We start from the raw sequence: 13,903 nt of genomic DNA, 5'->3' as shown, positions 1-13,903 counted from the left end.
TTCCTCACTCTAGTAGGGGAGCCGATGGCTCCTGTGCCTGCAGGCAAATCCGCTGCCCTGTCCGGCACTGTAATTCAAATTCGATTCCGCTATTCGACAGTTGCGATCGCCTCCCCGGCGATCGCAATCGGACACGAAACCCTCGATTGGGAGACAAGCCGCCGCGGATTATTCCGCCGCCACGCTCATCCGGCTCCGCTCCATCTCTTCCAGCGCCCGACGGTATTCGACCGGCATGACCTTACGGAATTTCGGGCGGTAGTCGGCCCAATGATCAAGGATTTCCTTTGCACGCATCGAACCGGTGTAGTGGAAATGGTTCGAAATCAGCTGATAGAGGCGTTCCTCATCGTGGCGCGTCATGTCACCGGAGACGTCGACGCGTCCCTTGTGCATGAGGTCGCCGCCGTGATGATGCAGCTTCTCGAGCAACTCATCCTCTTCCGGAACCGGTTCCAGTTCGACCATCGCCATGTTGCAGCGTCGGGCGAAATCACCCTTTTCGTCGAGCACATAGGCGACGCCGCCCGACATGCCGGCCGCGAAGTTGCGGCCGGTTTCGCCGAGTACCACGACGACACCGCCGGTCATGTATTCGCAACCATGGTCACCCACGCCTTCGACGACGGCGATAGCGCCGGAGTTGCGCACCGCGAAACGCTCACCGGCGACACCACGGAAGTAGCATTCGCCTTCGGTCGCACCATAGAGCACGGTGTTGCCGACGATGATCGAGTGTTCGGCCGCAATCTGCGAATTTTCCGGTGGACGGACGATGATACGGCCGCCCGAGAGGCCCTTGCCGACATAGTCGTTACCGTCGCCGACGAGATTGAAGGTGACACCGCGCGCGAGGAACGCGCCGAAGGACTGGCCGGCGGTGCCTTTCAGCGTGACATGGATGGTGTCGTCTTTCAGGCCACGATGACCGTAACGCTTGGCGACAGCACCGGACAGCATCGCACCGGCCGAACGGTCGACGTTCTTGATGTCGACGTCGAAGGCAACCGGGGTCTTGCTGGCAAGCGCTGGCTCCGCCTTCTCGATCAGCTTGCGGTCGAGAATGTCGACGATCGGGTGCTTTTGCACGGTCGTCCAATAGGTCTCTTCCTTCGGCGCGTCGACCTTGTGGAAGATGCGGCTGAAGTCGAGCCCCTTGGCCTTCCAGTGGGCGAGCATGTCGTCCTTCTCCAACAGTTCCGAAGCCCCGATGATGTCGTCCAGCTTGGTCGCGCCCAGCGAGGCGAGGATTTCGCGCACTTCCTCGGCGACGAAGAAGAAGTAGTTGATGACATGCTCCGGCGTGCCCTTGAAGCGTTTGCGCAGAACCGGGTCCTGCGTGGCGACGCCGACTGGACAGGTGTTGAGGTGGCATTTGCGCATCATGACGCAGCCGGCCGCGATTAGCGGCGCGGTGGCGAAACCGAACTCGTCTGCGCCAAGCAGCGCTCCGACGATGACGTCGCGGCCGGTCTTAAGGCCACCGTCCACCTGCAGGGCAACGCGTGAGCGCAACCCGTTCAGCACCAGTGTCTGCTGGGTTTCGGCAAGGCCGATTTCCCAAGGGCTGCCGGCATGCTTCAGCGAGGTAAGCGGCGATGCGCCGGTGCCGCCGTCGAAGCCAGCAACGGTGATGTGATCGGCGCGCGCCTTGGCAACGCCGGCGGCGACCGTGCCGACACCGACCTCCGAGACAAGCTTGACCGAGACATCCGAGGTCGGGTTGACGTTCTTCAGATCGAAGATCAGCTGCGCCAGATCTTCGATCGAGTAGATGTCATGGTGCGGCGGCGGCGAGATCAGGCCGACGCCCGGCGTCGAATGCCGGGTCTTGGCGACGGTCGCGTCGACCTTGTGGCCGGGCAGCTGCCCGCCTTCACCAGGCTTGGCACCCTGAGCCACCTTGATCTGCAGTACATCGGCATTGACCAGATATTCGGTAGTCACGCCGAAACGGCCGGAGGCGATCTGCTTGATCGCCGAGCGTTCCGGGTTCGGCGAGCCGTCGAAGAGCGGCGTGTAACGATCGGCTTCTTCGCCGCCCTCGCCGGTGTTCGACTTGCCGCCGATCCGGTTCATGGCGATGGCGAGAGTCGTGTGTGCCTCACGGCTGATCGAGCCGAAGGACATGGCGCCCGTCGAGAAGCGTTTGACGATATCGGCGGCCGGCTCGACCTCGTCGACCGAAATCGGCTTGCGGCCGAGAGCGTCCGCACCCTTGATCTTGAAGAGGCCGCGGATGGTGTTCATCCGAAGCGCCGACTGGTTGACCATCTCCGAGAATTCGCGATAGCGATCCTCGGCATTGCCGCGCACGGCATGCTGAAGTGCGGCGACGGCATCCGGCGTCCAGGCGTGGCTCTCGCCGCGCATGCGGTAGGCATATTCGCCACCGACGTCGAGCGTGCTCGCCAGGATCGGGTCACGGCCAAAGGCCGACTTGTGACGGGCGACGGTTTCCTCGGCGATGGTTTCGAGGCCGATGCCTTCGATCATCGTCGCCGTGCCGAAGAAATATTGATCAACCAGTTCCTGCTGCAGGCCAATCGCATCGAAGATCTGGGCACCGCAATAGGACTGATAGGTCGAGATGCCCATCTTCGACATGACCTTGAGAATGCCTTTGCCGACCGCCTTGATATAGCGGTAGACGACTTCGCTCGCGTCGACCTCCTTCGGGAATTCGCCGCGCTGATGCATGTCGAGCAGAGTGTCGAAGGCGAGATAGGGGTTGATCGCTTCCGCGCCGTAGCCCGCCAGCAGGCAGAAATGATGCACCTCGCGCGGCTCGCCGGTTTCGACAACGATACCGACCGAGGTGCGCAGCCCCTTGCGGATCAGGTGATGGTGCACGGCGGCGGTCGCCAGTAGCGCCGGGATTGCGATGCGGTCCGGTCCGATCTGGCGGTCAGAGAGCACGATGATGTTATAGCCGCCGCGAACGGCCGCCTCGGCGCGCTCGCAGAGACGGTCGAGCATGTCCGGCATGCCTTCGGCACCCCGCTCGACGTCATAGGTGAAGTCGAGCGTCTTGGTGTCGAAGCGATCTTCCGTATGACCGATCGAGCGGATCTTTTCCAAATCGCCGTTGGTCAGAATCGGCTGGCGCACTTCCAGCCGCTTGGCGTTGGCCATGCCGGTATGGTCGAGCAGATTCGGGCGGGGGCCGATGAAGGAGACGAGGCTCATCACCAACTCCTCGCGGATCGGGTCGATCGGTGGGTTGGTGACCTGAGCGAAATTCTGCTTGAAATAGGTGTAGAGCAGCTTCGGCTTGTCGGACATGGCCGAGATCGGCGTATCCGTGCCCATGGAGCCGATCGCCTCTTGCCCCGTCGTTGCCATCGGCGACATCAGGATCTTGGTGTCTTCCATCGTGTAGCCGAAAGCCTGCTGGCGATCGAGCAGCGACACGTCGCGACGCAGTGCCCGCGGCTCCACCGGCTTTAAGTCTTCGAGGATCAACTGCGTTCGGTCGAGCCAGCTCCGATAGGGATGCTTGGTGGCAAGCTCGGACTTCACCTCGTCGTCGGAGATGATCCGGCCCTTCTCCATATCGATGAGCAGCATTTTGCCCGGCTGCAGGCGCCACTTCTGGATAATCTTCTCTTCCTCGACCGGCAGAACGCCAGCTTCGGACGCCATGATGACGCGATCGTCGCTGGTGACGAGATAGCGCGCCGGACGCAGGCCGTTACGGTCCAGCGTCGCGCCGATCTGCTTGCCGTCCGTGAAGGCGACCGCAGCCGGACCGTCCCACGGCTCCATCAGGGCAGCATGATATTCGTAGAACGCCTTGCGTTCCGGCGCCATCAGCTGATTGCCGGCCCAGGCTTCGGGGATCAGCATCATGACGGCATGCGCCATGGAGTAGCCGCCGCGAACGAGGAATTCGAGCGCGTTGTCGAAGCAGGCGGTATCCGACTGTCCCTCGTAGGAGATCGGCCAAAGCTTGGAGATGTCGTCGCCGAACAGCGGCGAGGATACCGACGCCTGACGCGCCGCCATCCAGTTGACGTTGCCGCGCAGCGTGTTGATTTCGCCGTTATGGGCCACCATGCGGTAGGGATGCGCCAGCTTCCATGACGGGAAGGTGTTGGTCGAAAAGCGCTGGTGCACAAGCGCGACCGCCGATTCGAAACGCGGATCGGAGAGGTCCTTGTAGTAAGCGCCGACCTGGTAGGCGAGGAACATGCCCTTGTAGACCACGGTCGAGCTCGACAGCGAGACCGGATAGAAGTTGCTCTCTTCGCCTTCATATTCCGCATAGATGCGGTTGGAGATCACCTTGCGTAGGGTGAACAGGCGGCGCTCGAATTCTTCATGGCTACCGGCATCGCGGCCAGCGCCAATGAAGACCTGCACATGAAATGGCTCGGTGGCGGCAATATCAGGGGCCTTAGAGAGCGATGAATTGTCGACCGGCACGTCGCGGAAGCCGAGCAGAACCTGGCCTTCCTCTTCGACCACCTGCTTGATGGCGGTCTTGAAGTGCTCGATGAGCGCCTCGTCGCGCGGCAGGAAGAAATGGCCGACGCCATATTCGCCCGCCTTCGGCAGAATGACGCCCTGCAGGGCCATTTCCTCACGGAAGAAGCGATCTGGAATCTGTACCAAAATGCCGGCGCCGTCACCCATCAGCGGATCGGCACCGACGGCACCGCGATGCGTCAGGTTTTCCAGGATGAACAGGCCATCCCGTACGATCTGGTGCGACTTCTGGCCCTTCATATGCGCGACAAAACCGACGCCGCAGGCATCATGTTCATTGCGCGGATCGTAAAGACCCTGTTTCGGCGGGATGCCGACAGCGCGTTTCGACGTTTTGGCCGTAGCGGCAGCACGGGCTGCAGCGGTCTGGTCAAAAGTCATGGACGTTGTCCTGTTCGTCATCGTCTTCCCTCCGGTAAGGCCCGCTTCGCGGGCGATCCTTCGTCCCGCGCCGTCCCATTATCGGGTCCGACGCGCGACAGCGCTGTTGCATTGTGAAGATCGGCCACAGACCATGCCCCTTCGGTGGAGCCCGTCGTCAGCGTTCCGCGCCCTGCTTATTCCACCGCCGCCCCGCCTGGTCGCCCAACGGCTCCCTTAGGGCGTGCTCGCGATAACTATAGCCCGAAATCCCGATATCGTCAGGACCCTCTAGCGCATCTTCGGCCTTGGCGGCCAAAATAGGACAGCAACACTGTCCTAATTCATCAGCTCTATGCCAGAAAGCGACGGGTTTCGCAAGAGCAAAACGGCAAAATATCGTCAACGGACGACGGAAGATTGCCAATGCTTCGAAATTCGAGCAAGAAAGTTTCGCCGCGCTGCATCATTTTGTTTGTTGATTGCGTAGATCAATTTCTGTGATGAGTCCTTCAGCGCAGCACTCTTGATCCGCTACGGCATTGGATTAATGTCCGGCGGACCTCAGTTAGCCCTCCCGCAAATCCCGTAGTTTCAGTTGGTACATACCCATGTTCTTTGCTTCCGATAATTGGGCCGGCGCCCATTCCAAGATCGCCGAACGTCTGCTCACCGAATCCAGCGGTTTCGCCGCAGCCTACGGCACCAGCGATCTCGACCGGAAGGTCGAAGCCAAGTTCAGCGAAATCTTCGAGCGTGAGGTCGCCGTCTTTTTCGTCGCGACCGGCACGGCCGCCAACTCGCTGTCGCTCGCGAGTGTCCAGAAGCCCGGCGGCATCAGCTTCTGCCACACGGAAGCGCATGTCGCCGAGGACGAATGCGGCGCGCCGGATTTCTTCAGCGGCGCGCGGCTGGCAACCGTCGATGGCGCCGCCGGCAAGATCGACCCGAGGGCGCTTGCCACCAAAGTCGCCCGCTTCCCGCAGGACGCCGTGCATCACGGCCGCGCCGCGGCAGTGACCATCACCCAGGCGACGGAAATCGGCACGGTCTATTCGCTCGCTGAAATAGACGCAATCGCCTCCATCAGCAAGGCGAACGGCCTGCCGTTGCACATGGATGGCGCCCGCTTCGCCAATGCGTTGGTGGCGCTTGGCGTCAGCCCGGCGGAAATGACCTGGAAGCGCGGCGTCGACATTCTTTCCTTCGGCGGCACCAAGAACGGGTGCTGGTGCGCTGAGGCGATCGTCTTCTTCGATAAGGAGCAGGCGAAGGAAATGCATTTTATCCGCAAACGCGCCGCCCAGCTTTTCTCCAAGTCGCGCTTCATTGCCGCCCAGTTCGACGGCTATTTCGACGGTGGCCTCTGGCTCGACCTTGCCCGCCATTCCAACCGCATGGCCGATCGCCTGCGCGCCGGCATCGAGCACGCCGCCACCGCACGCCTCGCCTGGCCGACGGCATCAAACGAGGTCTTTGCGATCATTTCGAAATCGGCTAGCAAGACTGCCGAGGACAAGGGTGCAAAGTTCTACGAATGGCCGATCCCAGAATCTGAGCCCGAACTGGTGAACGAACACGAGACCCTGATCCGCCTCGTCACCAGCTTTGCCACCACCGATGACGATGTCACCGGCTTCCTGGCTTGCCTCACCTGATTTTCGGATAAAAAGGAGCGCCGCAATGGCCCATTGGGACATACGCGGCGCTCAACTCCTCATTTGGAGAGCTAATTTTCCGTTTGGTGCATAAATAGGGCGGAACGTGAAACCTCTTGACCAGACCGACCTGGCATGTGGCGGGTTATGGCCGTCATCGCCATCACACAGGCGATCAAGCCACAAATAAACATTGCACCATATTTCATCGGGCTGATTTTCCTCGACTCAGCTCGTTTAGTTGTTTCGATGATACTAACGGAAACTGACGCCGACCTGAAGGGGCGAGTTTAAAGGACGGGACACGCCAAAAGAGAGACAGAAGCCGGCAAAGGAACTACAATGGCCTACTCAATCTTATCTCCATGATTTATAATGGATTTCTGGATCAGGATTTACCCGATCAGTTACCTTAGGTCGATGTCAGCCCCCTCACCTTCGCCAAAATATCCTCCGACAAGGCACTGACCAGCAGCGTGTCCGCCCCTTTTCGCGGCACTAGCACGAATTCGACGTCCTCCAATGACGGCAGCCATCCCGGTGCGATTTCCGACAGCCCTGTGGGCGCCATGCTGCGGGGTTGAACAAGGACACCCATGCCGGCGCGGGCGGCGGCCGTCAGGCCGCTAAGGCTGCCGCAGGTACAGACGATTCGCCAAGGCACCTGCTGTCGGCGCAGGGCTTCAAGGGCCACGGCGCGGGTAACGCTCGGCGCAGGAAAAGCAATCAACGGCAGGGGCGCCGCAAGTGTGCGAATGCGCTCCGGGTCACGCGCCAGCCAGACCAGTGGCTCGCGATAGACCAGTTTTCCCCGGATATCCCCGAGACGACGCTTGGCAAGTACGAGGTCGAGATCGCCATTGTCCTGCATCTCATAAAGGGTGCCACTGAGGGCGACCGTCAACTCGAGATCGACGGAAGGGTGCGAGCGGACGAACTCTTCGAGCACATCCGGCAACTGGCTGGTTACGAAGTCCTCCGAGACGCCGAGCCGTAGATTGCCGCGCAGGCTGTTGCCGGCGAAAAGCTGCTGGACCTCGCCCTCGATCGACAGCATCTGCCGGGCATGGCCGAGCAATGCCTCGCCATCGCCGGTCAACACCACCCGATGCGTGTCGCGCGCCAGGAGCTTGCGGCCGAGAGTGGTTTCCAACCGCTGGATATGCTGGCTGACCGTGGATTGACCAAGGCCGAGCCGCTCGGCAGCAAGCGTGAAACTCCCCATCTGCTCAACGGCGACGAAGCTGCGTAGCTGTATGAGATCAAGCATCGGTCATCCCATTTCACGATAACTGTTATTTCTTGCATCGTGGATCACGATAGGTCTATGTGCAAGAATTAATCTTACGGCTTGTAATTGCGATTGGGATTGGCACATGCGCCGCTTTCTTCCAGACACCTTCACGATGCTGCTTGTGCTCACCGTGATCACGGCAACCTTCTTCCCCGTGCACGGGGCGAGCGCTCACTATTTCAGCATCGCCACCAACTTTGCCATAGGCCTGCTGTTCTTCCTACACGGTGCGCGACTGTCGCGTGATGTCGTTATCGCCGGCATGCTGCATTGGCGGCTGCACCTGGTCATCCTTTTGACCACTTTCGGCATTTTCCCGCTTCTTGCGCTCGCGATGGGCGTGCTGGTACCGACCATTCTGCCGCAAGCGCTTTACACCGGCATTCTGTTCCTCAGCGTACTCCCCTCGACAGTGCAGTCATCGATCGCCTTCACCTCGATTGCCGGCGGCAATGTGCCGGCCGCAATCTGCGCCGCGTCGGCCTCAAACATCTTCGGCATGCTCCTGACGCCCTTGCTCGTCGGCGTGCTCTTCTCGGTCGGCGGCCATGGCGGTGGATTCTCCTGGGACGTACTGGAGCAGATCATGCTGCAGCTGCTGGCGCCCTTCATCGCCGGCCAGATCCTGCAGCCGTGGATCGGCAACTGGATACGCTCGAAGAAGAAGATCCTGATGCCGGTCGACCGCGGCTCGATCCTGATGGTCGTTTATTCAGCCTTCAGCGAGGCCGTCGCCGAGGGGCTCTGGCATACCTTCTCGCTGGTGGATATCATCACGGTCATCGTCGCCAATATGGTGCTTCTGGCGCTGGTGCTCTGCATCACCATGTTCGGCAGCCGCGCACTCGGCTTCTCCAAGGCCGATGAGATCACCATCACCTTCTGCGGCTCGAAGAAATCTCTGGCGAGCGGCGTACCAATGGCCAACGTCATTTTCGCCGGCCAGGGCATCGGCGCCATCGTCCTGCCACTGATGCTATTTCACCAGATCCAGCTCATGGCCTGTGCCGTCATCGCTCAAAAATATGCCGATGCCGCCAAGAGCCGGGAAGCAGCAAAGGCCAAAGCCAAGGCGAACGGTGCCACGAACGCGGCTTAGCTACCGTTTCAGACACTACCAAAATAAAGAGGCGGCGCCCAACGGAGCGCCGCCTTGTTTTTATGACCTTGGGAGGATCGGTCTTCGGGCTATCTGTCGAAGGCCGTTAGTTGATGTGAGCCTCGATCGCCTTCGGGGTATCGACCGCCTCGGCGGCGATGGAGATACGGCGGGGCTTCATGGCTTCCGGAATGTTGCGCAACAGATCAATGTGCAGCAGACCATTCTTCAACGAAGCCGCCTGGACCTCGACATGATCGGCAAGCTGGAAACGACGCTCGAAAGCGCGCTTGGCGATACCGCGATAGAGATATTCGTTGGCCTCGGTCGGCTCGGCGTTCTTTTCACCCTTGACCTGGAGAACATGGGCATGGGTCTCGATGCTCAGTTCCTTTTCATCGAAACCAGCAACGGCCATAGTGATGCGATAGGTATTCTCACCGGTGCGCTCGATGTTGTAGGGCGGATAGGTCTGAGCCTGGTCCGGCTGCGCAAGGCTGTCAAGCATGGTGAAGAGACGGTCGAAACCGACGGTGGAACGGTAAAGGGGAGAGAAGTCTACGTGACGCATAATGTCCTCCTGTGAGCGACGATTGCAATTCAGTTTTTATCCCACGACCCCGCTCTGGGCGGCCTTAGGGCAGTTACGCGAGCCCGTTTGGCACCCGCAGAACGGAGATGGGGATCCCCTTTCGGGAGTTCAAGACCCCATTGGTTTGTAACGAAATTCACACAGAAAACCGCGTGAACCGCAGATGAACGCTCGGTTCGGGGTCCGTTCAGGCTGGCCGGACTACCAATAGAGCCATCGGATGCATGATTGTCCGATGACTGAAGTGTATCGTCCCTTCTTCTTCAGTCCTTGCTCGGCCGGCGACGCGGAACTCTCTATCTCCGCAAGCCGGCCTTTTTTCTTCCCGCGTCAGCGCAACAGCTTCAGCGAGCCTGTCAGCGACTTCACCCATTTCGATGGACCCGCTATTCCGAGACCGTCAATCACTTCCATTTTGAGGTCACGGTCGGGGAAAGTTGCCTCGTACTGGGTGTAGTCGTGCAGTGAGCGCGCAAAGGCTGGGAAGGCGACGACCGCCCGCTCACCCTGCGGTGGCAATGCCTTCAAAAGCAGCGATCGGATGGTGCCGGCGTCCGCCTGCAGCATCGGAACCGGCATGTTCGAACTGATGTCGATGGCCCGCCCTTCGCAATCGATCAGTTGCCGCGCGGCAAGCGCGGGAAATCGCGCCCCCAGCCCAATCGCGATAGCGCTGGCGGTATTGGCGATCAGCCCGAGCGGCAAATCCGGATTGATGACGATGGCGAGGCGGATATCGGGAAGCATGGGAAGCCTGTGGCTTGGTGTCGGTGTTCCCAAAAATAATATCTTCGGCGCCGCGGAGAAACATACCTTTTATTGCTGATGGTTGGTTATATGTGGTAGACCCTACCAATATCGATCCATAACAAGGTGACATATGCCCGCCGCACTTGAACCGATCGACCTGAGAATCCTCGCAGCACTCCAGAAAGACGGACGCCTGACAAATCAGGCGCTTTCGTCCGAAGTCGGACTCTCCACCTCCCCATGCTGGCGGCGTGTGCGCCAATTGGAAGAGACCGGAGTCATCCAAAGCTATATGGCAACCCTCGACAGACGCCAGGTCGGCCTCGGCGTCCTGGCGTTCATCAGAGTGAAGATCGACAGCCACAGCGAGGCGGAAGCTGAAGAATTCTCGCACGACGTCCTCAAGTTGAGCGAAGTCGTGGCGTGCTACAGCATCGCCGGAGACGCGGACTTCCTACTGCAGGTCGTTGCCGCAGACCTCGACAGCTATGCTGATTTCGCCATGGCGGTCGTTCGCCGATTGCCGCGCATCAAGGAGATGCAGACGACGTTCGTGCTCAAGGAAATCAAGCCTTTCAAGGGTTTTCCGCTTGATGTCGGGAAGCGATGACGGCCCCAAGGCGAAATTGCTCATTCAATGGTCGACACTTGGCTGCCGCGCATGTTTCGCCAGCCCTTTACGTTTGGACCGAAGGCATTCTATTCTGGATGAGTGGCAGGTCGGTCGGGGGGTATTGAATGTCGGCGCTCCCGTTCTCGAAGATTTCCGCACCGCTGAACGCGCTGCTCGCTATAATCGGTCTCTTGACCGTGGCTGCGCTCACGACGCCGAACATGACCGGACAGACCAGGCTCATTCTGGAATTCCTGCTCATCGGCATCTGGGCTGCCTATGTTCTGCAACTGACCGAGACGCTGATCGGGCAGCGCGCGAGAGACATTGGCGTCAGGGCGCCGGAAATAACAATCGATGTGCTTGCCGTTTTAGTCCCATTGGCCGCGTTCCTGTTTGTCGGCGGGCGCGATCAGAGTCTCTATTGTGCCGTCTGGCTGCTGAAACCGCTGCGCGGTTCGACCTTCTTCCGCCTGCTGGGCAGGGTCCTGTCCAAGGAGGCTCGCAACCTGATCGGCGTCACCTCGATCTTCGGCATCGTTCTATTTGGCGCGGCTCTCATAGCCTATATCATCGAGCGCGACGTCCAACCCGACAAGTTCGGCAGCATACCCCTGGCGATGTGGTGGGCAGTGGTTACGCTGTCGACCACAGGCTATGGCGACGAGATCCCACAAAGTTTCGCCGGCCGTATACTTGCCGGGCTGGTCATGATGAGCGGAATCGCCATTTTCGGACTCTGGGCCGGCATTATCGCCACCGGCTTCTACGACGAAGTTCGCCGCCAGGACTTCGTGCGCAACTGGCAACTGGTCGCGGCGGTGCCGTTGTTCCAGAAGCTTGGTTCGGCGGTCCTCATCGAGATCGTGCGGGCATTGAGGTCCCGCGTCGTGCCGGCCGGCGGCATCATCTGCCGCAAAGGCGAGACCGGTGACCAGATGTTCTTCATCGTTGAGGGCCGGGTCAGCGTCGCGACACCGAACCCGGTGGAACTCGGCGCCGGCAGCTTCTTCGGCGAAATGGCGCTGATCAGCGGCGAACCTCGCTCGGCGACCGTCAGTGCCGTAACCGAGGTCTCCCTGCTGTCGCTTTACGCGGCGGATTTCCAGATGCTGTCCAGCAGCAGCCCGGAGATCGCCGATATCATTCGCAAAACCGCACTCGAGCGAGGCGGCACCACCCCGAAGTCCTGACACAGAACAACGTGATGTTGACGGTGGCATAAGCGACATGGCAGCGTCGTCCATATAGGGCGCTGTCTCGTGACAGGATGGCGCTTGTTCTGACCCTAGTATGGAACGAACTCGATGCACCCCAGACTGCTCAAGACATTCCTCGCGGTTGCCCGAACCCGAAATTTCACCCGTGCGGCCGAGGAGGTTCATCTCGCGCAATCGAGCGTGAGCGATCAGATCCAGTCGCTCGAAACCGAACTGGGTACCGCGCTTTTTGTCCGGTCGAGATCGGCTCTCGCACTGACGGCAGCAGGCGAGACATTAAGGCCCTATGCCGAAGAAATCCTGACGGTCGCGGACGAGGCACGCGCCGCCGTCGAAGCAGCCTCTGGCGCTGCGGCTGGGACGGTGACGATCGGCGCGCCGGAGACAATTGCTTCCATCAGTCTTGCGCAATGGCTGCCGGCTTTTCAAAGTGAACATCCTGATATCAGCCTAAGGGTGAAAGTCGCGGGCAGCGGCGATCTCTTGCGCAAGCTCGAAGTCGGCGAGATCGATGTCGCCTTTTGTTTTGACAGGGACGGTCTCGATGAACGCCTGGTAAAGCGGGTGATATCAGCGGAGCCGCTGATCCTTATTGCGCCTCGCGAGCAGGAAACCGCAATGAAAAGAGGCGATCTTACGGCACTGGCCTCCGTGAGCTTCGTGGCAACCGAAGTCGGCTGCATCTATCGACACCTCTTCGACAAGGCATTCGCTGAGGCAGGGCTCACGGCACCGAAGCTCGCCGCTGAAGTCGGCAGCATCGGCACAATTGCTCGGCTCGTGGCAGCCGGCACCGGCGCAAGTCTGGTTCCACGGCTTGCGGTCGCCGACGCACTCGACCGTGGCGAATTCAGCGAGATGCCCTGGCCGGGTCCAGTGCGGACGGCATCGCTTGTGATGGTGTGGCGGCGCAGGCGTGTTCAGCCGCCAGCCCTGAAGCTGTTGCTGGCGGCCACGGGCGACAATTTCGCGCCGGCTAGACCAGCCGATGCCCGCCTTCGACATGCAGTATCGTCCCCGTTGTAAAGGCATTGCCCATTAGGAAGCTGATGGCGTCGGCGATGTCTTCCGGTTGTCCCACTCGCCCCACCGGCAGTCGTTTTGCCATGGCGCCCAGTGTCTCCTCTTTCTTGTCTCCGGCAACAAGGCTCCAGATGGGCGTGTCGACCCAGCCAGGCGACACGGCATTCACACGGATTGGCGCCAACTCAACCGCTAGCGCGCGGACCAGGCCCTCCAGGCCCGCGTTGACGGCGGCGACGACCGCCCCCCGCGCCAATGGACGATAGGCCGCGATTCCGGATGTGAAGGTGATAGAACCGGTGGTGGAGAATAAAGGCGCGCCATATTTCGCCAGCAATAGCGGCCCATAGAGTTTGCTTTCCACGACCTTTTGCGCGGCCCTGAGATCTAGCGAAGGCAGCAGCTCATAAGCACCTTCGATATCGGCGGCTGTGCTCACGATATGATCGAGCCGACCGACCCTTTTGAAGAGATCGGCGACCTGGCCTTCCTGCGTGATATCGACCGTCACTGCGCAGAGCGCCGGACTTTGGAGTTCCGCGCAAGCGCACTGAAGTTTCTCCTCGTTCCGTCCGGCGATGACGACCTCGGCGCCAACGGCGAGCAAGCGCTTCGCCAGTGCCAGGCCCATTCCGGAGCTGCCGCCGACAATAAGAATTCTTGAATTGGCGATTTCGGCAATTGTCATGTCGTTCTTACCTGCAATTGATGACTACGGCGGAAAATTCGCAGAGACACGCAAGGAGGGGAAACGGAGAAAAACGATAGTGTCATCGGAAACGCCGATGGAGGAACATCGTCGC

Annotated in this window: 10 protein-coding genes; 5 read left to right on the top strand and 5 right to left on the bottom strand. The window is 60.2% G+C overall.

Features of this window, described 5'->3' with window-relative positions; translation table 11 throughout:
• Window positions 1-168: 168 nt before the first annotated feature.
• Window positions 169-4,893, bottom strand: coding sequence for a glutamate synthase large subunit (gltB, locus tag PY650_RS07550; protein ID WP_285878461.1), 4,725 nt, complete (start codon window positions 4,891-4,893; stop codon window positions 169-171).
• A 569-nt stretch (window positions 4,894-5,462) separates the two neighbouring features.
• Here gltB and PY650_RS07545 point away from each other — a divergent pair.
• Window positions 5,463-6,509, top strand: coding sequence for a threonine aldolase family protein (locus PY650_RS07545; RefSeq protein ID WP_285878460.1), 1,047 nt, complete (start codon window positions 5,463-5,465; stop codon window positions 6,507-6,509).
• Between the two features lie 412 nt (window positions 6,510-6,921).
• Here PY650_RS07545 and PY650_RS07540 read toward each other — a convergent pair whose 3' ends face one another.
• Window positions 6,922-7,779 (bottom strand): LysR family transcriptional regulator, encoded by an 858-nt coding sequence (locus PY650_RS07540; RefSeq protein ID WP_285878459.1) that lies wholly within the window; start codon window positions 7,777-7,779, stop codon window positions 6,922-6,924.
• A 106-nt stretch (window positions 7,780-7,885) separates the two neighbouring features.
• Here PY650_RS07540 and PY650_RS07535 point away from each other — a divergent pair, with 106 nt between their 5' ends.
• A complete protein-coding gene (locus PY650_RS07535; protein WP_285878457.1) occupies window positions 7,886-8,902 on the top strand; it encodes a bile acid:sodium symporter family protein in 1,017 nt (338 codons plus the stop codon).
• Window positions 8,903-9,008: 106 nt separating this feature from the next.
• Here PY650_RS07535 and PY650_RS07530 read toward each other — a convergent pair whose 3' ends face one another.
• Both PY650_RS07530 and PY650_RS07525 read right to left on the bottom strand, forming a co-directional pair.
• Entirely contained in the window at window positions 9,009-9,473 is a 465-nt protein-coding gene (locus PY650_RS07530; RefSeq protein ID WP_285878455.1) for an Hsp20 family protein, read from the bottom strand.
• Between the two features lie 351 nt (window positions 9,474-9,824).
• Window positions 9,825-10,241, bottom strand: a complete 417-nt coding sequence (locus PY650_RS07525) for a DUF2000 domain-containing protein (RefSeq protein WP_285878453.1) — start codon at window positions 10,239-10,241, stop codon at window positions 9,825-9,827.
• Between the two features lie 133 nt (window positions 10,242-10,374).
• Here PY650_RS07525 and PY650_RS07520 point away from each other — a divergent pair, with 133 nt between their 5' ends.
• The 3 genes from PY650_RS07520 to PY650_RS07510 all read left to right on the top strand — a co-directional run bounded on the left by PY650_RS07520 (window position 10,375) and on the right by PY650_RS07510 (window position 13,103).
• Window positions 10,375-10,854: an Lrp/AsnC family transcriptional regulator gene (locus PY650_RS07520; protein ID WP_285878452.1), complete on the top strand. Its 480-nt coding sequence runs from the start codon at window positions 10,375-10,377 to the stop codon at window positions 10,852-10,854.
• 128 nt (window positions 10,855-10,982) lie between these two features.
• Entirely contained in the window at window positions 10,983-12,050 is a 1,068-nt protein-coding gene (locus PY650_RS07515; RefSeq protein ID WP_285878449.1) for a cyclic nucleotide-gated ion channel, read from the top strand.
• A gap of 114 nt (window positions 12,051-12,164) precedes the next feature.
• A complete protein-coding gene (locus PY650_RS07510) occupies window positions 12,165-13,103 on the top strand; it encodes a LysR family transcriptional regulator (RefSeq protein ID WP_285878447.1) in 939 nt (312 codons plus the stop codon).
• Here the strand turns inward: PY650_RS07510 and PY650_RS07505 are convergent.
• The gene (locus PY650_RS07505) at window positions 13,054-13,788 is read right to left on the bottom strand and encodes an SDR family oxidoreductase (RefSeq protein WP_285878446.1); all 735 of its coding nucleotides are present in this window, start codon (window positions 13,786-13,788) and stop codon (window positions 13,054-13,056) included. The two genes, PY650_RS07510 and PY650_RS07505, sit on opposite strands and share 50 nt — an antisense overlap.
• Window positions 13,789-13,903: the final 115 nt, after the last annotated feature.

It is taken from the genome of Martinezella calliandrae (assembly GCF_030272695.1).
Classification (GTDB): domain Bacteria; phylum Pseudomonadota; class Alphaproteobacteria; order Rhizobiales; family Rhizobiaceae; genus Rhizobium; species Rhizobium calliandrae.
This window is presented reverse-complemented; position numbering and strand designations above follow the sequence as displayed.

What these genes read in the sequence shown, in the direction of transcription:
- gltB (WP_285878461.1), bottom strand. Translation starts at nt 4,893, where the DNA reads ATGACGAACAGGACAACGTCCATGACTTTTGACCAGACCGCTGCAGCC.
- PY650_RS07545 (WP_285878460.1), top strand. Translation starts at nt 5,463, where the DNA reads ATGTTCTTTGCTTCCGATAATTGGGCCGGCGCCCATTCCAAGATCGCC.
- PY650_RS07540 (WP_285878459.1), bottom strand. Translation starts at nt 7,779, where the DNA reads ATGCTTGATCTCATACAGCTACGCAGCTTCGTCGCCGTTGAGCAGATG.
- PY650_RS07535 (WP_285878457.1), top strand. Translation starts at nt 7,886, where the DNA reads ATGCGCCGCTTTCTTCCAGACACCTTCACGATGCTGCTTGTGCTCACC.
- PY650_RS07530 (WP_285878455.1), bottom strand. Translation starts at nt 9,473, where the DNA reads ATGCGTCACGTAGACTTCTCTCCCCTTTACCGTTCCACCGTCGGTTTC.
- PY650_RS07525 (WP_285878453.1), bottom strand. Translation starts at nt 10,241, where the DNA reads ATGCTTCCCGATATCCGCCTCGCCATCGTCATCAATCCGGATTTGCCG.
- PY650_RS07520 (WP_285878452.1), top strand. Translation starts at nt 10,375, where the DNA reads ATGCCCGCCGCACTTGAACCGATCGACCTGAGAATCCTCGCAGCACTC.
- PY650_RS07515 (WP_285878449.1), top strand. Translation starts at nt 10,983, where the DNA reads ATGTCGGCGCTCCCGTTCTCGAAGATTTCCGCACCGCTGAACGCGCTG.
- PY650_RS07510 (WP_285878447.1), top strand. Translation starts at nt 12,165, where the DNA reads ATGCACCCCAGACTGCTCAAGACATTCCTCGCGGTTGCCCGAACCCGA.
- PY650_RS07505 (WP_285878446.1), bottom strand. Translation starts at nt 13,788, where the DNA reads ATGACAATTGCCGAAATCGCCAATTCAAGAATTCTTATTGTCGGCGGC.